The organism is Halomonas sp. NPDC076908 (genome assembly GCF_050269715.1).
GTDB lineage: Bacteria > Pseudomonadota > Gammaproteobacteria > Pseudomonadales > Halomonadaceae > Vreelandella.
The window spans coordinates 1-25,026 of sequence record NZ_JBNNIW010000043.1; the positions used below are offsets into that span (position 1 = coordinate 1).

Annotated in this window: 27 protein-coding genes and 1 tRNA gene; 22 read left to right on the forward strand and 6 right to left on the reverse strand. The window is 54.0% G+C overall.

The genetic code is table 11. The features are described from left to right. The coding region (locus ACQKE4_RS17955) for a hypothetical protein (RefSeq protein ID WP_427389656.1) at window positions 1-474 on the forward strand (474 nt) is incomplete at its 5' end. A gap of 140 nt (window positions 475-614) precedes the next feature. Here the strand turns inward: ACQKE4_RS17955 and ACQKE4_RS17960 are convergent. Then, window positions 615-691: transfer RNA gene (locus ACQKE4_RS17960), tRNA-Pro, on the reverse strand. A gap of 102 nt (window positions 692-793) precedes the next feature. Beyond that, window positions 794-1,798, reverse strand: a complete 1,005-nt coding sequence (ispB, locus tag ACQKE4_RS17965; RefSeq protein ID WP_427389678.1) for an octaprenyl diphosphate synthase — start codon at window positions 1,796-1,798, stop codon at window positions 794-796. Between the two features lie 340 nt (window positions 1,799-2,138). Between ispB and rplU the strand changes: the two genes are divergently transcribed. The 4 genes from rplU to proB all read left to right on the forward strand — a co-directional run bounded on the left by rplU (window position 2,139) and on the right by proB (window position 5,398). Next, window positions 2,139-2,450 carry a 50S ribosomal protein L21 gene (rplU, locus tag ACQKE4_RS17970; RefSeq protein WP_176304985.1) on the forward strand — a complete coding sequence of 104 codons (312 nt, stop codon included), beginning with the start codon at window positions 2,139-2,141 and terminating at the stop codon, window positions 2,448-2,450. A 29-nt stretch (window positions 2,451-2,479) separates the two neighbouring features. After that, window positions 2,480-2,737 carry a 50S ribosomal protein L27 gene (gene rpmA, locus ACQKE4_RS17975; protein ID WP_008957069.1) on the forward strand — a complete coding sequence of 86 codons (258 nt, stop codon included), beginning with the start codon at window positions 2,480-2,482 and terminating at the stop codon, window positions 2,735-2,737. A gap of 229 nt (window positions 2,738-2,966) precedes the next feature. Further along, window positions 2,967-4,154, forward strand: a complete 1,188-nt coding sequence (gene cgtA, locus ACQKE4_RS17980; protein ID WP_427389657.1) for an Obg family GTPase CgtA — start codon at window positions 2,967-2,969, stop codon at window positions 4,152-4,154. Between the two features lie 104 nt (window positions 4,155-4,258). Further along, window positions 4,259-5,398, forward strand: coding sequence for a glutamate 5-kinase (proB, locus tag ACQKE4_RS17985; RefSeq protein WP_427389658.1), 1,140 nt, complete (start codon window positions 4,259-4,261; stop codon window positions 5,396-5,398). Here the strand turns inward: proB and ACQKE4_RS17990 are convergent. After that, the gene (locus tag ACQKE4_RS17990) at window positions 5,391-6,401 is read right to left on the reverse strand and encodes a DUF1853 family protein (RefSeq protein ID WP_427389659.1); all 1,011 of its coding nucleotides are present in this window, start codon (window positions 6,399-6,401) and stop codon (window positions 5,391-5,393) included. The genes proB and ACQKE4_RS17990 overlap by 8 nt on opposite strands. A 111-nt stretch (window positions 6,402-6,512) precedes the next feature. Next, window positions 6,513-7,820 carry a ferredoxin reductase family protein gene (locus tag ACQKE4_RS17995; RefSeq protein ID WP_427389679.1) on the reverse strand — a complete coding sequence of 436 codons (1,308 nt, stop codon included), beginning with the start codon at window positions 7,818-7,820 and terminating at the stop codon, window positions 6,513-6,515. Between the two features lie 172 nt (window positions 7,821-7,992). Between ACQKE4_RS17995 and ACQKE4_RS18000 the strand changes: the two genes are divergently transcribed. Next, window positions 7,993-9,351 carry a Glu/Leu/Phe/Val family dehydrogenase gene (locus ACQKE4_RS18000; RefSeq protein WP_427389660.1) on the forward strand — a complete coding sequence of 453 codons (1,359 nt, stop codon included), beginning with the start codon at window positions 7,993-7,995 and terminating at the stop codon, window positions 9,349-9,351. A gap of 96 nt (window positions 9,352-9,447) precedes the next feature. Here the strand turns inward: ACQKE4_RS18000 and ACQKE4_RS18005 are convergent, their stop codons facing one another. Then, complete coding sequence (locus ACQKE4_RS18005) at window positions 9,448-9,918, reverse strand: PepSY domain-containing protein (RefSeq protein WP_427389661.1); 471 nt, start codon at window positions 9,916-9,918, stop codon at window positions 9,448-9,450. 168 nt (window positions 9,919-10,086) lie between these two features. Here ACQKE4_RS18005 and ACQKE4_RS18010 point away from each other — a divergent pair, with 168 nt between their 5' ends. The 11 genes from ACQKE4_RS18010 (at window position 10,087) to ACQKE4_RS18060 (ending at window position 21,507) form a co-directional block, all read left to right on the forward strand. Further along, window positions 10,087-10,479: a PepSY domain-containing protein gene (locus ACQKE4_RS18010; RefSeq protein WP_427389662.1), complete on the forward strand. Its 393-nt coding sequence runs from the start codon at window positions 10,087-10,089 to the stop codon at window positions 10,477-10,479. 44 nt (window positions 10,480-10,523) lie between these two features. Continuing rightward, window positions 10,524-11,198 carry a response regulator transcription factor gene (locus ACQKE4_RS18015; RefSeq protein ID WP_427389663.1) on the forward strand — a complete coding sequence of 225 codons (675 nt, stop codon included), beginning with the start codon at window positions 10,524-10,526 and terminating at the stop codon, window positions 11,196-11,198. Continuing rightward, window positions 11,195-12,574: an ATP-binding protein gene (locus ACQKE4_RS18020; protein ID WP_427389664.1), complete on the forward strand. Its 1,380-nt coding sequence runs from the start codon at window positions 11,195-11,197 to the stop codon at window positions 12,572-12,574. Before ACQKE4_RS18015 ends, ACQKE4_RS18020 begins: the two co-directional genes overlap by 4 nt. Before the next feature lie 15 nt (window positions 12,575-12,589). Then, on the forward strand, window positions 12,590-14,518 hold the full coding sequence (locus tag ACQKE4_RS18025; RefSeq protein ID WP_427389665.1) for an alkaline phosphatase D family protein: 1,929 nt from the start codon (window positions 12,590-12,592) through the stop codon (window positions 14,516-14,518). Window positions 14,519-14,685: 167 nt separating this feature from the next. Continuing rightward, window positions 14,686-15,657 (forward strand): phosphate/phosphite/phosphonate ABC transporter substrate-binding protein, encoded by a 972-nt coding sequence (gene phnD, locus ACQKE4_RS18030; protein ID WP_427389666.1) that lies wholly within the window; start codon window positions 14,686-14,688, stop codon window positions 15,655-15,657. A 75-nt stretch (window positions 15,658-15,732) separates the two neighbouring features. Next, entirely contained in the window at window positions 15,733-16,584 is an 852-nt protein-coding gene (gene phnC / locus ACQKE4_RS18035; RefSeq protein ID WP_427389667.1) for a phosphonate ABC transporter ATP-binding protein, read from the forward strand. Then, a complete protein-coding gene (gene phnE, locus ACQKE4_RS18040) occupies window positions 16,581-17,414 on the forward strand; it encodes a phosphonate ABC transporter, permease protein PhnE (protein ID WP_427389668.1) in 834 nt (277 codons plus the stop codon). The genes phnC and phnE (ACQKE4_RS18040) overlap by 4 nt, the downstream gene beginning before the upstream one ends. A gap of 50 nt (window positions 17,415-17,464) precedes the next feature. Further along, the gene (gene phnE / locus ACQKE4_RS18045) at window positions 17,465-18,280 is read left to right on the forward strand and encodes a phosphonate ABC transporter, permease protein PhnE (protein ID WP_427389669.1); all 816 of its coding nucleotides are present in this window, start codon (window positions 17,465-17,467) and stop codon (window positions 18,278-18,280) included. A gap of 51 nt (window positions 18,281-18,331) precedes the next feature. Beyond that, window positions 18,332-18,961, forward strand: coding sequence for a histidine phosphatase family protein (locus ACQKE4_RS18050; RefSeq protein WP_427389670.1), 630 nt, complete (start codon window positions 18,332-18,334; stop codon window positions 18,959-18,961). 103 nt (window positions 18,962-19,064) lie between these two features. After that, window positions 19,065-19,538 carry a C40 family peptidase gene (locus tag ACQKE4_RS18055; protein ID WP_427389680.1) on the forward strand — a complete coding sequence of 158 codons (474 nt, stop codon included), beginning with the start codon at window positions 19,065-19,067 and terminating at the stop codon, window positions 19,536-19,538. Window positions 19,539-19,701: 163 nt separating this feature from the next. After that, window positions 19,702-21,507, forward strand: coding sequence for a putative bifunctional diguanylate cyclase/phosphodiesterase (locus tag ACQKE4_RS18060; RefSeq protein ID WP_427389671.1), 1,806 nt, complete (start codon window positions 19,702-19,704; stop codon window positions 21,505-21,507). Here the strand turns inward: ACQKE4_RS18060 and ACQKE4_RS18065 are convergent. Then, complete coding sequence (locus ACQKE4_RS18065) at window positions 21,504-22,115, reverse strand: putative metalloprotease CJM1_0395 family protein (RefSeq protein WP_427389672.1); 612 nt, start codon at window positions 22,113-22,115, stop codon at window positions 21,504-21,506. The genes ACQKE4_RS18060 and ACQKE4_RS18065 overlap by 4 nt on opposite strands. Before the next feature lie 130 nt (window positions 22,116-22,245). Between ACQKE4_RS18065 and ACQKE4_RS18070 the strand changes: the two genes are divergently transcribed. From ACQKE4_RS18070 to ACQKE4_RS18090, 5 genes are all read left to right on the forward strand, one after another. Continuing rightward, window positions 22,246-22,473, forward strand: coding sequence for a DUF2835 family protein (locus ACQKE4_RS18070; RefSeq protein ID WP_427389673.1), 228 nt, complete (start codon window positions 22,246-22,248; stop codon window positions 22,471-22,473). A gap of 7 nt (window positions 22,474-22,480) precedes the next feature. Further along, window positions 22,481-22,864, forward strand: a complete 384-nt coding sequence (locus tag ACQKE4_RS18075) for a hypothetical protein (protein ID WP_427389674.1) — start codon at window positions 22,481-22,483, stop codon at window positions 22,862-22,864. Window positions 22,865-23,025: 161 nt separating this feature from the next. Beyond that, the gene (locus tag ACQKE4_RS18080) at window positions 23,026-23,601 is read left to right on the forward strand and encodes an antibiotic biosynthesis monooxygenase (RefSeq protein WP_427389675.1); all 576 of its coding nucleotides are present in this window, start codon (window positions 23,026-23,028) and stop codon (window positions 23,599-23,601) included. A 177-nt stretch (window positions 23,602-23,778) separates the two neighbouring features. Beyond that, window positions 23,779-24,450: a glutathione S-transferase gene (locus ACQKE4_RS18085; protein ID WP_427389676.1), complete on the forward strand. Its 672-nt coding sequence runs from the start codon at window positions 23,779-23,781 to the stop codon at window positions 24,448-24,450. Window positions 24,451-24,459: 9 nt separating this feature from the next. After that, complete coding sequence (locus tag ACQKE4_RS18090) at window positions 24,460-24,936, forward strand: PAS domain-containing protein (protein WP_427389677.1); 477 nt, start codon at window positions 24,460-24,462, stop codon at window positions 24,934-24,936. Window positions 24,937-25,026 lie beyond the last annotated feature (90 nt).

A 25,026-nucleotide genomic window follows, 5' to 3' on the forward strand; every position in this document is an offset into this window, starting at 1 on the left:
CATGGCACTGTCTGGGTGAATGGCGATAATGGCTATATTGCCATGCAGGTCAGTGGGTTAGAAGTGCTTCCGGGGGCCGGTCTCACGGATTCAGGTAAATTAAACAGCGAGGCAATATTTATCCGTTTTTATCGCCAATTTGAAATTAAAGCATGGGACGGCCGCTGGCTGTTGATGACGGAAACATGGATTCCGGATGCCAACCTGCGGGGTATTGGTGTGGACATCACACAAGCAAAGAATATTACGACGGTGCTAAAGCAGGGATGGTGCGCGCGAAAGTGCCATCCCACATTCTTTGACATACTCTGGGTTAGTTACCTTAAGCATGGGGCTCGCCAGCCGAAAAATTGTCGATTCGAAAGCCTTTCACCGCTGCTTAAACACTCCGACGATGCGCTTTATCAGGCTAAGCGCAGTGGGCGGGATCGGATTAGCGGTCCTCAGGATGGCTCTCAAGTAGAGGCTAGCTAAAACTTATCGTTAATTGTTTAGACAGGAAAATAGATAAAAGAATTTTTGGCGGCTGGCACCTATATGGAACCTAGCGTCAAACACAACAAAAAACGGCCACCTGCTATAGTTAGCTAAGTGGCCGTTTTTCATGGAATTCTTGGTCGGAATAGCAGGATTCGAACCTGCGACCTCTGCCTCCCGAAGGCAGCGCTCTACCAAGCTGAGCTATATTCCGAAATGATGCTGAGGCTTAAATGATCTGCTCTCAATAACGGAGGTGGATCATACTTATGCGGAGGTGTTTTTTCAAGCCTTAGACGACGCGATGAGCGAATTTTTATGCTTTGCGATCAACGGCTAAGCGTGCCAGTTGGGCCATGCTGTCGCGATAAACGCTCGGTGGTAGTGCCTCTAACTGTTCAAGGGCTTTGTCGGCCATCTCTTCGGCCCGCTGGCGGGTGTAGTCGAGTGCGCCGGTGGCGTGAACAATTTCCAGTACGGTATCGAGTTGCTCAAGGCCACCGTCACGAATCACTTGGCGAATCAGCTTGGCCTGTTCCGGCGTGCCTTGCTCCATCGCATGGATCAGCGGCAGCGTTGGCTTGCCTTCGGCTAGGTCGTCACCGACATTTTTGCCCATGGCTTCGGCGTCGCCTTGGTAGTCGAGCAGGTCGTCAATTAACTGAAACGCTAAGCCGAGGTAGCGGCCATAGTATTGCAGCGCGTGCTCCTGCTCCGGCGTTGCTTCTGCCAGCACCGCGCCGCTATGGGAAGCCGCTTCGAACAGCATGGCGGTCTTACCCAGAATAGTCTCGAAGTAGTCGTCTTCAGAAATGCTGGGGTTGCCGATGTTGGTTAACTGCAGTACTTCGCCTTCCGCGATGATGCAGGTGGCGCCTGAAAGGATCGCCATAATGCGCATCGAGCCCACATCGACCATCATTTGAAACGAGCGGGCATAAAGGAAGTCACCTACCAACACGGAGGGGGCATTACCCCAGGCGTCGTTGGCGGTTTTCTTGCCCCGGCGCATATGCGATTCATCTACCACGTCGTCGTGCAGCAGCGTGGAGGTGTGCATAAACTCAATCAACGTGGCCAGCGGAATATGTTTGTCGCCGGTATAGTTGAGTGAGCGTGCTGCCAGCAGGGCTAGCAAAGGGCGCAGGCGCTTGCCGCCACTCTCAGTAATGTACTGGCCAATCGTTTCGACCAGCGGCACTTTGGAGTTGAGTTGCTCGACAATCGTCCGGTTGACGGCTTCGAAGTCATCGGCCACCACGGCGTGCAGCGGTGAAGGCGTTGAGCTGACAGGCTTGGCTGGGGAGACGTTAGCGGTCATGGGATCCGTGCAGGTGAAAGCGGTAAGAGCCGCTCGTGGTTGTGGTGTCGTTATGTTCATGCGTTGGGGTCATGCTATGGGGCTGTCTGTTGGGCGTCAAGACACAGGCTGCGGTATCGCTAGCGTGATGGCGTTGCATTAACCATCATTGGCCATTGACAGTGGCCATTAGTCTTGTGGTAAGCACCGATAGTCGCTATAATCCGCGACCCACTCATCATGCTCCCTGTCAGATGGCTCCAAAAGGGGCGCCACTCGCAGCAGGTCGATAAGAGCGGAAGGCGATGAGCGTTGGTTACGCGGGGCGTAACCGGCATTAACGACAAGTCCGGAGAGCGACATGTACGCAATTATTAAAAGCGGTGGCAAACAGTACCGCGTTCAAGAAGGTCAAACCCTCAAGCTTGAGAAAATCGAAGTCGCGACCGGCGAAACGATTGAGTTTGACGAAGTGCTGATGGTCGCAGACGGCGATGACTTCAACATTGGTGCGCCGATGATCGGTGGTGCTAAAGTTTCTGCCGAGGTGGTTTCCCACGGCCGTGGCGATAAAGTAACCATCATCAAGTTCCGTCGCCGGAAGCACCACATGAAGCGTCAGGGCCACCGCCAGTGGTTCACTGAAGTCAAAATTACTGGAATTTCTGCGTAAGCAGCCAATTCCCTTAGGAGGATTTTGCAATGGCACATAAGAAGGCAGCTGGCTCCACGCGTAACGGTCGCGATTCCGAGTCTAAACGCTTAGGTGTGAAACTCTTCGGTGGCCAAGCGGCGACTGCGGGTAACATCATCGTGCGTCAGCGCGGCACGCGTTTCCACGCGGGCACAGGCGTTGGCCTAGGTCGCGACCACACGCTGTTCGCGCTAAGCGACGGTTTTGTGAAGTTTGAGACCAAAGGTCCTAAAAACCGCAAGTTCGTTAGCATCGTTTCTGCCTAAGCGGCTAGCGTTGCGCTCGCAATCGCTTGAAGGCTTGAAAGAGCTGCGATAAAAGTTGCGAGAAAAAAGGCCCCGCTATGGCGGGGCTTTTTTGTCGGTTAAATCTCTTTTCCAATACGCTTTTCCACTATTTTTTTACCATCATGGTTTTACCACGATGCTGGTGGGGATAAAGGTTGGGGAAAAAAGTAGTGCATATTAGGGCGGCGGAAGCGGCCGGGAGAATCCAATGCAGTTCGTCGATGAAGCCTCGATTATTGTTGAGGCGGGCAAAGGCGGCAATGGCTGTCTGAGCTTTCGCCGCGAAAAATATGTGCCCAGGGGCGGCCCCGATGGGGGTGATGGTGGTCATGGTGGCAGTGTTTACCTGATTGGTGACGATGCGCTTAATACCCTGATCGATTTCAAGTTTCAGCGCTTCTATAAAGCGCAAAATGGTCAGGGTGGCATGGGTCGCCAAATGAGCGGCAAGGCCGGGGAAGACCTGCACGTCAAAGTGCCGGTAGGCACCACGGTGATTGATGAAGATACGCTGGAAGTCATCGCCGATGTGACCGAAATTGGCCAAGTGGTATTGGTGGGCGAAGGTGGAAGGCGTGGATTGGGTAACATCCACTTTAAGTCATCGACCAACCGCGCGCCGCGCCGCACCACGCCCGGTACAGAGGGCGATCGCCGTAATCTGCGCTTGGAAATGAAAGTCATGGCCGATGTTGGCCTGTTGGGCATGCCTAACGCGGGCAAATCAACGCTGATTCGTTCGGTGTCTGCTGCTAAACCGAAGGTCGCCAACTATCCGTTCACTACGCTGGTGCCTAACCTAGGCGTCGTGAAGCTGGGGATGCACGAACACTTCGTGATGGCCGATGTACCTGGCTTGATCGAAGGTGCGTCTGAAGGTGCCGGTTTAGGGCTGCGTTTTTTAAAGCACCTGACCCGCACGCGGCTGCTGTTTCACGTGGTTGATGTGGCACCGTTTGACGAGTCCGACCCCGTGGAAGCAGCGACGGCGATTGTTCACGAACTGGGGCAGTTTTCACCAGCGCTTTCTGAGCGTCCCCGCTGGCTGGTGTTGAACAAGTTTGACCTGTTGCCTGAAGATGAGCGTGAGGCGCGTGCTCAGGAAATTATTCAGGCGCTTAACTGGGAAGGCCCGGTGTTCCGTATTTCCGCGATCAGCAGCGATGGCACGGATAAGCTGGTTCAGGCTGCCTACCGCTGGTTGACCGAACAGCGTCGCCTTGAGCATGAAGATGAAGAAGCGCTGGCCCGCGAGCAAGAGATGCGCCGCCGCATGGAAGAAGAATCAGTTGCCCGCACCGAAGCGCGTCTGGGTCGTCGGCGTAATCGCGACGATGAAGATGACGAAGACTTCGACGACGATGATTACGATGTTGAAGTTGAGTACGCGCCTTAGTGGTATTGAGCGGGTGCATTCGGTAGTAAGCTTAAGGTAATAAGCTAAAAAGGAGCTGCGTTCGCGCGGCTCCTTTTGTAAGTGTCTGATTGAGGCGGGGTGGCATGGAAAGTAACGAGCAAATTCTGGGGCGCAGCGCGCTAACCCGTGCGCGGCGGGTCGTCGTCAAGATTGGCAGCGCGCTACTCACTAACGACGGCCGTGGCCTGGACGAAGTCGCCATTGGTGGCTGGGTGGATCAAATCGCCGCTTTGCATCAGCAAGGGATTGAGGTGGTGCTGGTCTCTTCCGGCGCCGTTGCTGCTGGCATGGTGCGCCTTGGTTGGCAGGTGCGCCCCAGCGCTGTGCATGAGCTGCAGGCTGCTGCTGCGGTCGGCCAAAATGGCTTAACCCAGTGCTATGAGCAGCACTTCGCCCGCCACGGCATGCTCACAGCGCAGATTCTGCTCACCCATGACGATCTCTCCAATCGCAAGCGCTACCTGAATGCGCTTTCTGCGCTGCGCACGCTGGTAGAGATGCGCGTGGTGCCGGTCATCAATGAAAACGATACCGTCGTTACCGATGAGATTCGCTTTGGTGATAACGACACCCTAGGGGCACTGGTCGCTAACCTATTGGAGGCGGACGCGCTGTTGTTGCTAACCGATCAGGAAGGCCTGTTTGACGCCGACCCACGCCACAATCCTAATGCCCAGATGATTGCCGAAGGGCGCGCCGATGACCCGCGCTTAGCTGCCGTGGCGGGAAGTGGAGGAGCGCTTGGACGAGGCGGTATGAGCACCAAAGTACGTGCGGCGCAGTTAGCGGCGCGCTCCGGTGCGGTAACGATCATTGCCAGCGGCCGCCAGCCCGATGTTATCAACCGAATAATGGCAGGCGAGGCACTTGGCACGCTGCTGCGACCTGACCAAGTACCCATCGCGGCGCGTAAGCGCTGGTTAGCAGGCCAGCTGCAGGTGCGCGGTACGCTGGTGTTGGATGCCGGTGCGGTCAAAGTGCTACGCGACAAAGGCTCCAGCCTGTTGGCTGTTGGCGTGCGCAATGTACAGGGCAGCTTCAAGCGCGGCGATATGGTGGTATGTGTGGATGAGCAGGGTGCATCCGTGGCTAAAGGCCTGGTTAACTACGGCGCTGATGAGGCGCGGCTGCTGGCGGGCCAGCCCAGCCACCAAATTGAAGCCATCCTCGGCTATGTAGAAGCCCACGAGCTGATTCATCGCGATAACCTAGTGGTCATTTAGACGTGTAAGTGGCTATTTGATCTCGAACGCGGGGCGGTAGAGGCACCTGACGCGGCCAGTCATCGGGCACTATAAATAGCCGCTCATAGCGCGCTTTTTCTGGACAGTGCAGCATCACCTGCTGCGGTGAGCGCCAAGTGTGAACCTTATCAATAATGGCAGGTAGCATCTCCGCCGCAGGGCGAAACGCCTCCCTCGTCGGAGGCGCTAACCAGTGGGGTTTTTCCAGCCGCGTGACCCTAGGCAGTTCAGTTAAACGCGCTACCAGCTCAGGCCAATCGCTTAAAAAGCACCACCTTCCTCGGCGATGGTCGGCCGTCGCGCCTTCCGGCGCGGGCATCTCAGCGTGCCAGGGGTAATACAGCACCCCCGGCATCGCCAGCCGCTGGGTTAGCTGCTCGCCTAAACCTATAGCAGAAACGCCCAGGTCTCGTGGCGCGAGCCAGTGGACGAGTGTCTCCAGCGCAGGTAACGTGGTGGAAAGCGGCAGTTGATGACCACGAAGATGAGCGCACTTAAGCGCTAGGCTGTCCAGCCCGCCTGGACCAATCCAGCGGCTCTGACTGGTGAGTGCGCCTGGCCCTTCAGGTAGTCCCAGAAAGAACTTAATGGCTACTTCCAAATGCACCGGCGCTGGATTATCCCGCGTGCGGTAGAGCATATCCAGCTCGCCTAGCGTATTACGCTTGCGGGTGATGCGCACGTTACGGGCTAACAGTCGCGTATTCGGCGCATGATCTAAAAGCGTATGCCACAGGCGTTCATGGTAATGGCCCATGCGCGTTGCTCGACTGCCGTTAAGCGCTTTTAAAGGCGCTGCTGCTTGTGCGGTTAGCCACTTTTCAACATCATCCGTTAGCCCTAGCTCCGCGAGGCTGGGGCGTCCCGCATGCGGAATCGGCGGTGGTAGCTCCACCAGGTCAGGCGTGGCAATAAGCCAAGCAAGGTCGCGAATAGCAGCAGGCACAAGTGCCTCATGCACGCCCTCTATATAGTCCTCCATATCGTTGGTAATTACTGCAGCCAGCGCGCGGCAAGCAGCGCGATAGCGACTAATAAAATCATCACGCCGGTACCGGCGTAGCGTGCGTAGTGATGCAACATGGTCAGTTCCTTAAACGATGTCAAAGCGGTCAGAAAAAATCCGCGTAGGGGCAATGCCCAGGTGAATCAAGGCGCCTTCAGCGGCATTCATCATTGGGTCTGGCCCGCAAATAAAGTAGTCGCGCTGCTTGTCGTCTTGGGGCAGGCAGCGTTCAATAAGCGCTTGGCCCACATAGCCGGTCTCACCTTCCCAGCCGTCGTGTGGGTCAGAAATAACGTGTATCACGGTCAAGTTCAACTGCTCTTCTAACGCCTCTAAACTCTCGCGAAAGGTGGCTTCTTGCCAGGTTGGGTTAGCGTAAACCAGCCAAAGGGGTATCTGAACGTTGCGATCACGGAAGGTGTACAACATGCTCATAAATGGCGTCACGCCAATGCCACCCGCCATCATCACGATCCCCGAGGTGTTATCCGGGTTAGCTATAAATGCGCCATAAGGGCCCTCAATAAACGCCCGCGTATTGGGCCTTACCCTGGGTAGTTGCCGGGTAAAGTCACCCAGCTGTTTCGCGCTGAATGCCAGTTGGCCATCTTGGGCCGCTGATGACGAAAGTGAGAAAGGGTGCTGCTGCAACGAAAAAGGCGTGTCACCTAACGTAATCCAAAAAAACTGACCGGGTTGAAAGGTAAACCGATGGTCGCCTTCTGGTGTTAATACGAGCGTGCTGGTCTCGCCATGCTCTAACTGATTATCGTCCACTCGCCATGGGCGTTTGCGCATGCGCCATGGCCGTATCAGACGTGTTTCCACCACCAGCCCGATGGGCAGCAAAATTAACAGCGCAAAGCCTAATGAAGTAGTCACCCCTTGGGTGTAGCGCTGCGCCATGAGTGCATGCCCTAACCCACCAGCGACAATAAACAGCGCTAACCCGCCGTGAATCAGCCGCCACCATTCGTAAGATAAACCAAAGCGCGTACGCCATAGTGAACTGATCACTAGCGTCAGGGTGGCGGCAATAAGGGCCATTAGCATCAAGGCGCGCAGTGTTTCGTCCCGCGGGTCTAGGTAGTGAATAAAGTCTGGGTGAGCCATCAGTAGAATAATGGGGTGTGCCAGTAATAAGCACAGGGCGCCAATGCCGATTTGGCGGTGAAACTGAAGCACATTGTCAAAGCCCACCCCGTGCGCAAACCAACGATGGCGGCCAGAAATTAACGCTTGTAACGACATCACGCTCAGCGCCAAAACGCCGAGCATAATAGAAAATTCACCTGCCCAACTGCGGGCAGTGGGCGGTGACAATAGCAGCCACCCCATTGGCAGTAGGGCAAGTACGCAGTAAACGCTCCCCCAGCGGAGGGCTTGTTGGGTCATCGGGCTCACAGAAATTTCTCCTTGGCATCCATGCAGTTGTTCTAAGTGTGGGAAAAAACAGCAATTTCACAAGTGAAACAGCTCAACGGATGGCCAACTGCTACGCTGTAAGCACGTTTTCACATTATTTTCTGAACGTCTTACCCTGAGCCAAGCACAAGGAGCGTATTGAATGGGCGATAAAAAGCAAAAAACCAAAACAAAGAAGAGCCAACACCAGAAGCAGACGCCCCAAAGCCAAGCTGAAAAAACGGCGCCACGCACATTAACACCGGAAGTAGGCGCGGCGCTGTTTGAAGACGCCCGTTCACGACTAGTCGATGTATTCAAAGCGCTCGATATTCACCCTGATGCTCAGTCGCGGCTTATGCAGCCCAGCCTTTCGTTACAGGTGAGCATTCCCATACGCATGGATGACGGCAGTTTGAAAGCTTTTCCCGCGTGGCGAGTACAGTACGATACCAGCCTTGGCCCAGCCAAAGGTGGTGTGCGCTTTCACCCTGATGTGAATCAGCACGAAGTGACAACGCTGAGTTTTTGGATGGCAGTCAAATGTGCCGTTGTCGGCCTGCCTTATGGCGGTGGTAAAGGGGGCGTTCAAGTAGATGCCAAGTCGCTGTCATCATTAGAGCGGGAGCGTCTAGCGCGCGGCTATATTCGCGCCATTGCCGATATTATGGGCCCTGATCGTGATATTCCTGCGCCAGACGTGAATACCGATGCCACGGTGATGGGCTGGATGATTGATGAGTATGAGCATATCGTACGTGCCCAAGCACCTGCCGCAATAACAGGTAAACCATTACCGTTAGGCGGTTCACCAGGGCGCGTGGCCGCGACCGGACGCGGCGCGCTAAAAGTCCTCGACTTATGGGCCGAGCGTGAAGAGCGTAAGCCTGAAGAAACTACCGTTGCTGTGCAAGGGTTTGGCAACGCGGCTTACCACTTTGCCCGCTTAGCCAGCGAGCGTGGCTATCGGGTTGTAGCGGTGTCTGATTCCAGTGGTGCAATTTACAATGCTGATGGGTTGGATATCGAGAAAGCCAAAGAGGATAAAACCAAGCACGGTAAATTGGCGGATAGCAAAACGGGTAAGCTGCTTAACGGTGAAGAGCTTTTAACGCTTGAAGTAGACGTGCTCGCCCTAGCCGCACTGGAAAATCAAATCCATTGCGACAATGTGGATGAGGTGAAAGCGGGTGCCATTTTGGAAATCGCCAATGGACCGCTGACCAGCGATGCCGACCAATCCCTTGCCCAGCGCGATGTGCTGGTTCTGCCGGATGTATTAGCCAACACTGGCGGTGTAATTGTCAGCTACTTCGAGTGGCTGCAAAACCGCGCCGGAGAGAAGTGGAGTGAATCGGAGGTCAATGAACGGCTGGACCTGCTGCTGGGTAAAGAGGCAAGCAAGGTATTAAAGCGGGCGGAAATGGAAAGCATTACCTACCGCCAAGCTGCCTATCGCCAGGGAATTGAGCGTATTGCGGAAGCGATCATGGCACGGGGTAATTGCCAAGATAGCCGTTAGGATGCTTTAAACGCTGCGGGCTCCCATAAAGGGAGCCCGCAATGCGCTCAAATTAACCGCTAAGTGTTTACAGCTTCTTAATTTGACGCGGTCACATTAATCGCGGTCAATAGAGCTAACTTGATCGCTACCCTGGCGCAGGCTGATGTCTAGCTCGCGACCATTTTCATCACGACCCTCAATATCAATCATACCGCTCTTATCAATGTCGATCTCTTCAAACTCAGTCATGCCTTCTGCCTGAGCAACGTTAAGGGCTTGGCGGACATCATCCTCACTCATGCCCCAGGCGCCGGTAATTAAACGCTTACGCTCTTCCTTTAGCATTTCTCCATTGTCGATAGAGAACTCGACGTCGGCGTACCATTCGTCATCAAGCCAGCCTTCTACCTCAGCGCGTCCACGGCTTTTTACTTGAATCTCTTCATACTGAGTGAAACCGTACTCGGTTGCATGGGTCAGTATATTGTCGATGCTATCAATAGGGGCATAATCTGCCTGGGCGCTGCCAGCGGCAAGCAGCAGAGCAGAGGTGGGGATCAGCAGCATTTTTTTCATGGTATTCATATCAAATTCCTTCTTTGCGTGGCTTATCTTTGCTTGATATAACGCTTTGCTTTACATAACGAACGTCATTCAGCGAATGCGACAGGGAATTTATACCACCGCGATACTGTCCTTAAGCTGACAAAACTGTTCATCTAACGTTCATGTTGCCTTTGGCATCCTGGCACTATGAAAAACACTCGACGTTACCCTACTAAACTCCTGCTCAGCTTCCAACGCGGCTGTCGGCGCAACGTCGCCGGTTTTGTGCTGGCTATGTTGATGGGAGTGTTGTTGGCAATATTGTTGGTAGGAAGTGCGGTGGGCGACCAATCTTGGGAGTCGCTGCACGGTGAAGTTCGTCGGGGCGAAGTTGTTCCACTGGAAACTATCTTGGATTGGCTCGAAGCCCACTATATAGGTGACGTGCTCGAAGTTGAGGTGGAGCGCGAGTCGGGCTATGTAGAGTACGAAATCAAACTACTTGGTCCTCAGGGCCAAGTGGTGGAGTTTGAATTTGATGGCAACACTGGCCAGTTGATGTCCATTGAGGGCGTCCGTATTAATGATATGCGCCGCTAATGTTGCTATCCAAGTGGCGACACAAACATAAGGGCAGCTAGCCAATGAAGTGTTTGCTGGTAGAGGACGACCAGGCGCTCGCTCGCGAGCTGAGTCAAGCATTGCGAGACGGGGATTGGCTGGTAGAGCATGCCGCTACAGGTCAGGACGCCGATTTTTTAGTGCGCACTGAAGCCTACGACACGCTGATTTTAGATGTGGGACTGCCCGACGGCGACGGCACCCGCTGGCTTGCTGCGTGGCGGGAAGATGGTATTGATCTGCCGGTCTTGATTCTTACTGCTCGCGAACGCTGGACCGATAAAGCGGCAGGATTTACCGCCGGCGCAGATGATTATGTCACCAAGCCTTTTGAATCGGCGGAAGTGCTGTTTCGGCTACGCGCCCTGGTGCGGCGCAGCCACGGTCACGCGCACCCGGTGCTTAAAGTCGGTGAGCTGAGCCTGGATACGCACACTCAACACGTTACGTTAGCGGGGCGTCCGGTGGGCTTAACCGCTCAGGAAACGCGTCTGCTCGGCTACTTAATGCATGCCGCGCCCCGAGTGGTGAGCCGTACTGAGCTTTCAGAGCATGTTTATGACCGCGACCATGAGCCAGACTCTAATGTGATTGATGTTCAGGTCAGCCGTCTGCGCCGCAAGCTGGGCAGTTGGCGAATTGTTACCCAGCGAGGCCAGGGCTATCGGTTGTTAGCAGAAGAGCCCGCCATCGAATGAGCCAAGCCAAACAAGCGTGGCGTCACCAGTGGGTAGGCCGTTGGGGAAGGCGTTCCATCAGCGTACGGCTGTTGCTAGCCGTGCTATTGATGGTGGGCCTCGCCCTGCCAATTGCTGGCGCACTGCTTGCCCATCACTACCGTACCGCTGCCACGCAAGCCTTTGATCAGCGCCTTGAAGCCACCCTTAACGTCATCATTGCGGGGGTGACCTATGACACCATTGGTCAGCAGCTCGTCCATGATCGTGCACTAGGGGATCCGCGTTTTGACCATGTCTATTCCGGTTGGTACTGGCAAATTACCGATGCTGATCAGCACACCTTGGTCTCACGCTCACTGTGGGATCAACGCCTGCCGGTGATCGAAAATGAAAACCTTAGCGCACGCTCGTTAGCCGGGCCGCGTGGGCAGTCTTTGCGGGTGGTGGAGCGCGACATTTATCTCGCACCCTTAGAAGCGCCGCTGCATATCAGCGTGGCCGCGCGGGATGATGTGTTAGCCAGTGATATCCGCGACTTCCAGCATCTATTGTGGGGTGGTTTGGTGGGACTGGGCATATTGCTACTCAGTGTATTAGCCCTGCAAGTTCGCTGGGGGTTGGCGCCACTACGGCGTATGCGCGCCAACCTGCACGATGTGGAGCAGGGGCACGCTGAGCAATTGGATATCCATCTGCCCGACGAGCTAGCCACGCTGGCGACCTCGATGAATGCAGTGCTTGCCCGCGATCAACGCTTGATTGAGCGTGGTCGGCATACCGCCGGTAACCTTGCTCATGCTCTGAAAACACCTTTGAGTGTCATGCGCCTGCAGTTGCGCCAACTGCCCGAAGCTAGCCGTGCTACTTGGGAAGTCGAGTTAGCCCGCGTAGATAGCGCCGTACGCCACCATTTGGCGCGTGCCTCTGCCGCAGGGGAAGGGGTTCGCTTTGCGCCGATTGATTTACATACCACTTTAGCGCCACTGCTGAGTGGTCTGGCCCGGTTAGCCCAGCGGCGAGGTATTGCACTGCATCAAACTTGGCAGCGTGAAGTAAAAGTGCATATGGATGGTCAAGATATCCAGGAGTTAGTTGGCAACTTAATGGATAATGCGCTGCGCTGGGCGCACGGCGATGTGAATCTGAACGTGCAGGTTAAAGAGCAGCAATTGGTCTTAACCGTCAGCGATGACGGGCCTGGGATGTCAGAAATAGAGTGCCAACAGGCAGTCCAGCGCGGTAAACGTTTAGATGAGCAGCGCTCTGGCAGCGGTTTGGGACTGGCGATCGTCACCGATCTGGTCTCTCTCTATAACGGCCATATGCACCTTACTCGCGGAAACGCAGGCGGGTTAGAAGTGGTGGTGGAATTGCCCATTGTGGCACATGCATAACGGATAACGGACTGGATGAATCACACGGATACGCTACCCGATATTTTAGTTGGCCCTCTGTTAAGGCGCATCAGCACCACCCGGCTGGTGCTCTGGGTCGTCGCGACTCGGCCACTGAATATGACGTTGGTACTGCAGCCTGGGCAGCGTGACACCCAATCAATAGGTTTGGCGCACCATCAGCAGTGCATTGCTATTGGTCAGCGCGCCTTTATGTACCTGCTTGATATTGAGCTTGAATCGCCGCTGCCTTGCGATGAGCGCATTGAGTACGATCTTCAGGTAGAAACCCTTTGCGGCGCTTGGCGTTCGTTGCCCGAGTGGGCGCCGTGGCTCTGCTATGACGGTGCCGCTTACCCCGCTTTTGTGATTGCATCGCGCCATCACCGCCTGATGCATGGCTCTTGCCGTAAACCGCATCATGAAAGCGCTGATGGGCTGGTGCGCGCCGATAGCTGGCTTGCCGAGCAGCAGTCAGCGCCCACCGAGTGGCCCGCGTGGCTGCTGATGACTGGCGACCAGGTTTACGCCGACGATGTGGCCGGGCCAATGCTGCGCGCAGTGCACGCGTTGATTGAAAAGTTAGGGCTGGTGGATGAGCACTTGGAAGGGGCGACGGTAGACGATAGTCAGGCACTCTACCGCACGCCCGAGAGCTACTACCGCCGTGCAGAATTGCTGCCCGATGTGACCAGTAACGTGGCGCTGCGCGAGCGCTTTTTCGGCGGGGTCAAAAAGCCAGTATTTACCTCGGTGAATGCTCACAACCATTTGATGACGCTGGCCGAAATGCTGGCGATGTACTGTTTGGTGTGGTCGCCCGTGGCGTGGCAGGTCATTGCGCCAACACCACCGGCGCTCGATGAAAAAGAGGCTGAGCTTTATCGTCAAGAGCAGGCGGTGATCGATTCATTTGTTGATGGATTACCCCAGTGCGCGCGGTTAATGGCGCACTTGCCCAGCCTAATGATCTTTGATGACCACGACGTTACTGATGACTGGAACCTGACGGCTGAGTGGGAGCGCTGTGCCTATGGCCACCCGTTCTCTAAGCGCATTATTGGCAACGCCTTGATCGCGTATCTGCTCTGCCAAGCCTGGGGCAACGAACCGGATAAACTGAATTCATTAGTGCATCACGCCTCAACGCTACTACGCGATGGGTGCCCGCCGCTGGTATGCCCGGAGCAAGATGGTTTTATCGAGCGGCTGCTGCGCTTTCAGGGCTGGGAGTTTCAGGTGCCCGGCACGCCGACGCTGATTGTGCTGGATACCCGGACCCGCCGTTGGCGCAGCGAACGTAGCCCAACGCGCCCCTCAGGCTTGATGGACTGGGAAGCGTTAATGGAAATGCAGCAGGCATTATTGGGGGCTAAAAGTGCCGTGATTATTTCCCCCGCGCCGATGTTTGGCGTCAAATTAATTGAAGGTATTCAAAAGCTGTTTACGCTTGCGGGTAAGCCGCTGGTGGTCGATGCCGAAAACTGGATGGCCCACCGTGGCGCGGCCAATACGCTGCTGCAGATTTGGCAACACTCCAAAACGCCGGGCAACTATGTGATTTTGTCGGGGGACGTACACTATTCGTTTGTCTATGACATTCTGGTGCGTCGCCAAAAGGGCGCGCCTCATCTGTGGCAGATCACCTCAAGCGGAATCAAAAACACCTTTCCCAAGCAGCTACTCAATACGTTTGATCGGCTAAACCGCTGGCTCTACGCCCCATGGTCGCCACTCAACTGGTTTACCAAACGCCGTAAGCTAAGCGTTCACCCCCGCGACCCTGATCGCGCTAGTGCGGGTGAGCGACTATGGAATGCCAGCGGGATAGGCTTGGTGACGCTGAATGAAAAAGGCCGCCCAGTCGATATTCGCCAACTTGATGTGGACGGCAGCGAAGTGGTATTTCCGCCGCCAGAGAGTTTTAACCAAAACAGCGGATAACAGGCTATGTGCTGAGCATCGCGGCAAGTAACGTGTCGGTCTGTGTGAAATAGGGGCGTCACCTTACGTTCGTAAAAACGTCACCAAGTAGTCATATAAGTGCCCCGCCGTTGTCATCTGAAGCCGTCAGGATAGCGCTATCTTCTAACAACGCCTTTAGGTGATATATGCAACCCTCCTCTTTATCTCTTACTCGTACCTTGATCAGTGCTGCCGTTGCGGGTGCCTTTGCCCTGGCGTCGGTTAATGCCTCTGCTGATCTTTCTTCGCGCTATGTAGATAACGATGGCGATATGGTGGCGGACGCGCCCACGGATGAATCCCAGTGGGTAGACCCGGATACGCTGGTGTTTGCTTATACCCCGGTAGAAGACCCCGCTGTTTACGCCGATGTATGGTCCGATTTCCTGAGTCATTTGGAAGAAGCTACCGGTAAGCGGGTTCAGTTCTTCCCCGTTCAGTCTAACGCCGCCCAGTTAGAAGCACTGCGTGCGGGCCGCTTGCATGTTGCTGGTTTTAATACTGGTAGTACGCCGATTGCGGTGAACTGCGGTGGTTTCCGTCCTTTTACGATGATGGCTTCTGAAGACGGTAGCTTTGGCTACGAAATGGAGATCATCACTTATCCCGGTAGCGGTATTGAGTCAGTTGAAGACCTAGAAGGTCGCCAACTGGCCTTTACGGCTGAAACCTCAAACTCTGGCTTCCGTGCGCCCTCAGCGCTGCTGATGTCTGAGTATGGGCTAGAAGCCGATGAAGATTATGAGACCGCGTTCTCCGGTTCTCACGACAACTCCATTCTTGGAGTGGTCAATAAAGACTACGAAGCAGCGGCGATTGCTAACTCCGTAGGTACTCGGATGATTGCCCGCGGTGTCGTCAATGAAGGTGATTACGAGATTCTTTACACGTCAGAAACCTTTCCCACTACTGCTTACGGCTTAGCACATAACCTGACCCCTGAGCTTGCACAGAGCATTCAAGACGCCTTCTTCAGCTACGACTGGGAAGGTACCGCTCTGGAAGCTGAGTTCGCAAACTCCGGTGAATCCCAGTTTATTCCCATTTCCTATGAAGAAAACTGGTCGGTCATTCGTACCATCGCCGATGCCACCGGCGTTACCTACGACTGCGATTAATCGCTAGCTAGCAAGTTTTGCTCGGCCAGAAGGGTTTCCCTTCTGGCCGTTAAGCTATACATACGAGGTGGGAATATGTTGACACTAAGCGGCGTAGGCAAGCGCTACCCCACTGGGGACCGCGCGCTAAGTGATATTGAGTTATCTCTGCCTAAAGGGCAGGTGATGGCGCTAATTGGGCCGTCTGGCGCAGGAAAAAGCACACTAATCCGCTGTGTGAACCGGCTAGTTGAGCCGACGCAAGGCAGTATTCGTTTGGAAGAGACTGAACTCACCAAGCTCACAGGCCAAAAATTGCGTCATGCGCGTCGCTCTATGGGGATGATTTTTCAAGAGTATGCGCTGGTAGACCGTTTAACCGTGATGGAGAACGTCTTATCCGGACAGCTCGGTTACGTAGGGTTTTGGCGCAGCTTTTTACGTCGCTACCCTCAAGAAGCGGTGACCGAAGCCTTCCGGTTGTTAGAGCGAGTGGGCCTTCCCCACGCGATTGACAAGCGAGCCGATGCGCTGTCGGGTGGGCAGCGCCAGCGTGTTGGTATTGCGCGCGCGTTGCTGCAGAGTCCCAAACTGCTACTGGTGGATGAACCAACGGCAAGCCTGGACCCGAAAACCTCACGCCAGATCATGCGCTTGATACGCGAGCTATGCGCTGAACGGGATCTGGCAGCAATCATTAATATTCACGACGTGGCGCTTGCTCAGCAGTTTGCTGACCGTATTGTCGGGCTGCGCGCAGGAAAAATTGTTTTTGATGGTCTCCCTAGCGAGCTTGATAGCGAGATGCTCACCACGATCTACGGTGAAGAGGAGTGGGACACCACCCCTGAACCGATGGATGAGGACGAGAGCGTAGCGAAAACCTCCGCTAGTGCAGTGCAGCCGGGCAATGTATTGCCAATATTGTCGGCAGGAGGCGCGCGATGAACACAGCGGATACATTGGCCGAACGGCGCCAGCAGGCGGCTAAGCAAGGCCAGTGGCGACGCCTGCCGTTGATACACGATTCCCGCTTACGCCGGGGAATTGTTATTGCGACGGTAGTTTATTTGATACTGGCGCTCTCTACGGTAGACGTTAACTGGGCGCGGGTAGCCGAAGGTGCTGGCCGGGCGGTGAACTTTTTGGGCGCGTTTATGCAGCCCGACTTTGTTAGCCGCCAGAAAGACATCGTGGATGGTTTGTTGGAAAGCTTAACCATGACGCTCACCTCTACGGTGATTGGGGTACTGCTCGCCATACCGGTGGGTTTAGGGGCGGCGCGTAATATTTCACCGCTGCCGATCTACTTTGTGTGCCGCAGCATCATCGCCGTGTCGCGTACCTTTCAAGAGATCATTATCGCTATTCTATTCGTGGTGATGTTCGGCTTTGGCCCGTTGGCCGGGATGATCACGCTGGCGTTTGCCACGATTGGTTTTATGGCCAAGCTGTTGGCCGAAGATATTGAAGATCTGGATTGGCGTCAGGTGGAAGCCGTGCGCGCAACCGGGGCAAGCTGGTTGCAAACCATTAACCAGGCCGTTCAGCCTCAGGTTATGCCCCGCTTGATTGGGCTTTCAGTCTATCGCCTAGATATCAATTTCCGAGAGTCGGCGGTGATCGGCATTGTCGGTGCCGGCGGTATTGGAGCCACGCTGAATACCTCTATCAGCCGCTACGAATACGATACCTCGGCGGCTATTTTGCTGATCATTATCGCTATTGTGTTGCTGTGCGAGTACAGCTCAAGCCATGTCCGTCGCTGGACCCAGTAACGCCCGCCTGGGCCCGTCATGTCTGGCCCCGACATTTGTGGAGACATTCAATGCCTGTTTCAACTTCATCGCAGGGTCTGCCGGTATGGCGGCGCCGCACCACGCGTGCACAGTGGCTGCAATACGCCGCTTGGCTGGCGGGGATTAGCCTGTTTCTACTTTGCTGGAAAACAATTTCCGACAACACCATGTGGGTGTTTGTCGAGGATGCTGGTCGCCAAGGCAGTGACTTAATCAGCCGCATGATGCCGCCGCGTTGGGAGTACGCCAATGTGCTGTGGAAGCCGATGTGGGACACCCTCAATATCGCCACACTGGGTACGCTGATTGGCATCATGATGGCATTTCCGGTGGCCTTTTTGGCCGCTCGTAATACCACGCCCCACCCCTTGGTACGCAGCGTGGCACTCATGGTGATTGTGGCATCACGTTCTATCAATTCGCTTATCTGGGCGATGTTATTAGTAACCATTTTAGGCCCGGGTGTGTTAGCGGGGATTATCGCCATTGCCCTGCGTTCGATTGGCTTTGTGGGCAAGCTGCTTTATGAGGCCATTGAAGAGATCCACCCCACCCCCGTTGAAGCGATTAGTGCTACCGGCGCGAGCCGTATGCAGGTAATGAATTACGGCGTGCTGCCACAGGTGATGCCCGCCTTTGCTGGCATCAGCGTCTATCGTTGGGATATTAATATCCGCGAATCGACGGTATTAGGGTTGGTGGGGGCTGGTGGTATTGGCCTGCAGCTGAACGCGTCAATCAATAGCCTCGCCTGGGATCAGGTCAGCGTTATATTTTTGATGATCTTTGTCACCGTGCTGGTATCTGAATGGATTTCTGCGCGGGTTAGGCACGCGATTATTTAAACGTGCATTGATTTACAGTAGGTCGTTGCACCCGTTAATGAGGAGTCAGCTATGCGTTTTCCTGATGCGGAGATTACTACCATTGATTTGCTGCGCCACGGGGAACCGGTAGGCGGCCGAATGCTGCGCGGGTCTACTGATCACCCGCTGAGTGAAACCGGCTGGCAGCAAGTGACGGATGCGGTGATGCGGCATACGGTTGAAGGTCACTTGCCTTTTGATGCGATTGTTACCTCGCCGTTGATGCGCTGCCGTGAGTTTGCCCTATGGCTAGGTGAAGAGTTTGACCTACCCGTTCAGGTGGACGATGACTTAGCCGAGCTACACCTGGGGCAGTGGGAGGGTAAAACGCACGCGCAAGTATTTGCGGAAGAGGGCACTGAACGAATGAGTGCGTTCTGGCATGATCCTGCCCGGGTGTCTCCCCCCGGAGGCGAAAAGATACAGGCCTTCGATGCACGACTAGCAGAGGTTTGGAAACAGCTGTTAGCTAACCCGCCAGGTAAGCATGTGCTGGTTGTGGCGCATTTGTTTGTGTGTAATGGGCTATTGAGGCAAGTGCTTGAACAGCCGCTATCGCGAGTGCTCGCGATGGACTTACCTTACGCGGCGATGAGCCGTGTTCGCCATGAGCGCCATGCGCTTGGCGAGACCACGTTTGTGGAGTGGATTGGGCGTTAACTATTGGCGGCGAGGCATGCTTTACGCCATGATAAAGGCACATTAGCTTAGCGGAGCGCCTTCCATGCCTTTGGTTAGCCTGTTGTATCTTCCTTGTCGGTTAATGTTGCCGGGTAAATGGGTACTGCTAAGTCTCATGATGGTATTGCTGGCAGGCTGTGCCAGCAAAGATCTTACCCCGATAGAGGCGCCCCCCAACCGCGCTGGCCTCTCAATGGAGCGCGCGCTAATTCTCTCCCATGCCCAGCAGGCGATTGGTACACCGTATCGGTTTGGGGGGAATACTCCTGACGGACTAGACTGCTCAGGGCTGGTGGAAATGACTTATCGCGCCGCAGGTATTCGCGTGCCGCGCACGGCTGATGAGCAGTTTAGAGCGTTACCACAAGTAGATGCCCCGCGCCCTGGTGACCTGCTTTTCTTTGGTGACCGGCGCAAAGCCTCTCATGTAGGGATTTACCGAGGCAATGGCCAGATGATTCATGCCCCAGGCAATGGCCGAGCGGTAGTGAGCGTGCCGCTGGAAATTGATTATTGGCAGGAGCGCTTTTTAGGCGCCGCCAGCCCCGCCCCTTAACTTTTCCTACCAGCGGCCGATAACCTACTTTGCAGCCCGGCGTACCTGGGCTGTAATACAGTGTTAATATAGTGGCGAAAAAACACGCAACTACACGTTTTTTACTCAATGCGCTGGCGCATGATGCCCCCTATATCACCCCTACCAAGGAAAAAAGAGACGTATGTATCTCTCCTTGAAACTGACAAAGGAACTGTCATTGTCTCAACACTCCTCCCTGGCAACACGATCATCATCTTTAAATACTGCTTTGCCCACGGTGTCTGCTAGCGATACAGCATTCACCGCTGAATCGGTTTTTGATTATGCCAATGAGGCGATCATTATTACCGATGCAGAAAATCGGGTAGTAGAGGTGAATCCTGCATTTTGTGAGCTCACTGGCTTTTCACTTGAGCAAGTGAAAGGAAAAACCCCGGAAGCGTTCAGTATTCTGCCCCTGGATAACAATCGGGCGAAGCGTTTACAGCGTGACGAGATACAGCTGCGAGACCGTAGTAAAAGCCAAGTGAGCTATCGTAGCCATGATGGTCAGTATTACCCAGGGATGATGTCGGTGAACCGCGTTCGTAATGAACTAGGAAACATTCATCATCATGTGATTGTGCTTGCTGATCTTTCGGCTATTCCTTCCCATGCGCGCCACCTTAAGCGTGAAGTATATTTTGATGCATTGACGGGCCTGCCTAATCTTCAATTGCTAACTCAGTTAATACAAGAGTCAATGCAGCATGCCGATGACAAGCAATTGCCACTGGCCATTTGTTCGTTAGATATCGATTATTTTGAAAATATTAATGCCCGGTTAGGACAGCAGGTGGGGGATGTATTGCTGGCATCGTTTGCCCAGCGCATTAGCCATCTGTTGTTTGGCGACGATGTATTAGCCAGAGTTGGTGGCGATGAGTTTGTGTTACTGCTACATCATGGCGTAGACGAAGACTTTTTTGCGCAACTGTTGGCGTCTATTCGCCAGCCGTTAATGATGGATGGGCAAAGCGTTCATTTAACGGCAAGTCTTGGGGTGACGTTCTACCCCCATGATGATGCCCAAGGCGATGTGCTGCTACGCCATGCGAATCAGGCCATGTACCGTGCCAAGCAGCGGGGCAGAGATACTTTTCATCTTTTCGACCCTAATCATGACCGTATGCTTCAGGTACGCCATGAGCAGCGCCAACGGTTTATTGATGCGCTGGCTCAAGACGAACTGTGCCTTTATTACCAACCCCAAGTCGATATGCGCCGTGGCAGCGTCGTCGGGGTAGAAGCATTGATCCGTTGGCAGCATCCCGAGCAGGGGCTGCTTTCGCCTGCGCAATTTTTACCCATCATTGATACCACCTCGTTGGAAGTCGATTTGGGTGAGTGGGTCATTAACCAGGCGCTTCGCCAGTTAACCGAATGGCATACTCAAGGCATCACACTGCCCATCAACGTCAATATTAGCCCTACGCATTTATTAATGAGTAATTTTAGCCAGCGGTTGAGCGAGCTGCTGGCACGCCATCCAGATGTGCCGCCAGCGATGTTAAAGCTGGAAGTGTTAGAAAGTGCTGCTATGCACGATGTTCAGGCAGCGTTACAAAATATGTCGCATTGCCAAGCGCTTGGTGTGAGTTTTGCGATTGACGACTTCGGTACCGGGTTTTCATCGTTAACGCACTTGAGACAACTCCCGGTCAGCCTAATTAAAATCGATCAAAGCTTTGTGCGCAATATGCTCAGTGACCAGGACGATATGGCGATCGTAGAGAGCGTGATTTACATGGCTAATCGCTTTAAGCGGCCTATGCTGGCAGAAGGCGTAGAAACCTTGGACCATGCCAAAGCGCTAATGGCTTTGGGGTGTGGGTTAGCACAAGGCTATGGGATCGCTCGGCCAATGCCCGCCCAAGCACTGCCTGGCTGGTTAGCGAGTTGGCCTGATCGTACAGAATGGTGTTCCCTGGCGCATGCTCTTCGCTAAGCAGCCTGCTCATCCATCGGGGAAGTTGTCGTTGCAAGGGAAGTTTGACCTGAAGTACGGGCTTGCTCCATTTCAATGCGCTGCATCGCCGCTTCTAATTTGGCCTCAAGCAGATACTGACGAGCTTGGGCGGCGACTTGATGATCCTTAGGCGAGGGGTCTGCAGGTGCCATGGCTGCAGCGATGACGGTTTGCATTTTTTCAATAGTCGCTTGGGGGTCGCCGGGCACAGGGCCATAGTCAATCGGCACTTCACCCGCGACCGCGTAGCGTTTGCCGTCGGGGCCAACTTCATATTCGTAGCTGGCACCACCGGTATAAGCACCGCCAGCTATTTGGTGTGCCATCTCGTGTTGGCGTACTTCGCGGTCGGTCTGTTTAAGTTGCTCTAATAGCTGAATCTCTTCAGGTGCCATGGGCGTGCCGTCTGCTTTCTTTGGCCCCGCTTCCGCGCCGTTCATTTCGCTGCTATCAGTGTCATTGAGCGAGGTTGAAACGCTGTCTGAGGTGTTGTGATCTGAATTTTTCTCCACCCGCGGGGAGATAGTACTGGCCGCAGGAAGTGCCAAAGCAGAGAGGGAAACCGCGCTAATCGAAGAGACAGCCATAGAGAATTACCGACGCGATACGAGTTGGGATAATATGAAGTATTAGCGAGCGATGCCGACAGTGCAAGTTGGCGATACCTATTTCATCGCATAAGTGACCCATAATGGAATTTAAATACTGCGCTCAGCTATGCCTACCATTGATGTAGTTATTGAACTTACTTATGACGAGTGCTTAGCGCACTACGAGGGGCGTATTGCTAATGTGCGAACTCGCAGCGTGGATGGCCGTTGGGTAATCTTCCCCGCTGAGGCGATTCGCCGTATCGTCAGTCGCGACGGTGTGCGCGGTATTTACCGGTTAAATTTTTCCGAGCAGGGCCGATTTATCAGTATTACTCCCTTACCCAGGCGTTGAGCTATATATGCACCATGATGAAACAACCATCACTTTGAATGACCTTATTTATTTCATTATTCCCAATTTCAATGCCGCTGAAAAATTGGTGCTCTCTACGTTAGAAAGTTTGATTGAAGTGGCCACAAATCCAATTGACATCTTGAAGCGCACTGACCAGCGCCATGAATTTGGGCTAGAGATTCACCGAATTAGAATCAATTTAGAACATTTACTGAACCGTTACCGGACCGACATAGACGCCATTTTGCGCTCCGAAGGTGAGCATCAAGGGCCAGTAGTCGTACCCGATGTACAGGAAGCTGATGCAATCCGCAGCGCTATAGCTATTTATCAACATGTATGTGCTTTCCAGCGTGGTGAGCGCATGCATCCTGTTCCTCGGCGCTAACTAAATGGCAGGGTATAGCCATAACCAGATTTAGCGGAAACAGTCATCACATGGCCTCAACATTGCTTGTATAATGTGGCAATTGGACTTTCGAGCTTACCCGCTTGAAAGCACACAGCCTGCTTACCCGGCTTGGCTGTTGACACATTTGGAGATATACCATGTCTGCCTCACCTGTCACATTGATGGTGGCTCGTCGCGTTGAGCACGGCCGCTACACCGATTTTAATCTCTGGCTCAACGAAGGCCGTGAGCTAGCCGCCGATTTTGCTGGCTACCTTGGTTCCGGCGTATTAGCGCCACCTGCTGGCGACGATGAGTACCAAATTATATTCCGCTTTAGCAGCAGCGACACCCTAGCCGCGTGGGAGCACTCTGCTTCCCGCCACGCATGGCTTGCACGGGGTGCAGGCTTGTTTGAGGCACCCCATGAGCACCGCGCTATGGGATTAGATGCCTGGTTTCAAACCAGCGGTAGCAGTGCACCGCCACGCTGGAAGCAAGCAGTTGCCGTATGGTTGGCTTTCTTCCCTATTTCACTGGTGTTTCAGTGGATGTTTGGCGGTGTGCTGGCTGATTGGGCGCTCGTTCCTCGGGTAGGGGTAAGCACTTTGATGTTAACGCCAGTGATGGTGTTTGTTTTTATACCGCTCTCAATGCGGCTGTTGGCACCCTGGCTCCAAGGCAAATGGTCGCCGCGGGATTTACTGTCACGCTGGCGCCACGCGCACCGTTAATCTTAATTTTTTGCTTTAGATCAACGCTTTCATGGGGTGCTTAGCAGCTATGATGCTAGTCTGAGTAGACTGAGCCTGTTATCGGGGTCTTTATAATACTAAGCTGAATGTAACTGCAGTGAAGGATAACTGTCGCCAGTGCAATGCTGGCGTACACATCAGCCATAGGGAGTGTCTATGATCCACGTCCATCATCTTGAAAAGTCTCGTTCGCATCGAATTCTGTGGCTACTTGAAGCGCTTGAGCTGGACTATGAGTTTGTTGTTTACCAACGCGATCACAAAACACAGCAAGCGCCCTCATCGCTGAAAAAAATTCATCCGCTTGGCAAATCACCGGTCATTACCGATGGTGACCTGACGATCGCAGAATCTGGGGCGATCATCGATTACCTTGTGCAGCGCTATGGCCAAGGGCGGCTTCAGCCCTCACCAGAAGATGTCGCCGCATGGGTTGATTATCGCTATTGGCTGCACTATGCCGAAGGCTCTTTGATGCCGCTCTTAGTGATGCAATTGGTTTTTGCGCAAATCCCTAAACAGTCTCCGTGGTTGATTAAACCCCTCGCTAAGGGGATTAGCGATACGGTAAGCAAACGGTTTTTAACACCGCAAATTAATCAGCACCTTACGTTTATCAATGAGCATTTGCTCGCTAACGGTAATTTTGCCGGGCCATGGCCGAGCGGTGCTGATATTCAAATGAGTTTTCCACTACAGGCGGTTGCCGCTGTTCGCTCTCTCGAAAGATATCCAGCCATTGCCGCTTTTGTGTCACGTATTGAGCAGGATGCTGCGTGGCAGCGAGTGGTTGATCGAGCGGGGCCTCTTACCATGCCTGGTCAGTAATCCACTGTCATGCGAACGCCAAGTGTCGAGGTTATTAGCAATGCTGCCTTGTCAGCGTCGGCAGCAACACTGCCAATCGATGTTTTAAGCCGCGTGGACGATTATCTGGGGCGTTGGAGCATCGCCCTGCTAGCTGTTTTTGTCTGTTTGGCGCTATTGGTCAGCCTGTTACAAAAGCGCCGTATGCAGCACAACCGGGCGCTGTTACAGAGCAATAAAGAGATGCTGGCAACTATTCTGGATAGCGTGGATGCCTATATTTATATCAAGTCCCCCAGTTTAGAGTACCAGTACGTTAATCAGCGTATGTGTGATTTATTTGGCCTGTCACCCGACAACATCATCGGCAGGCGCGATGAAGCGTTTTTTGACCCCGGCAGTGCCGCCGAAATTAACCAAGTCGATAGTGGTGTGTTGGAATCAGGCAAAAAGGTCACGGTAGAAGAGAACAATGTTTTACAGGGTGAAACCCGGGTTAGAACCTGAGGAATCCCCACGAACTTTGCTATCCATCGCATAAGGCCTGCTCTTTGACTTCCCCTTGGAGGCTCGTCAGAACTGTCTTCCAAGAGGGCC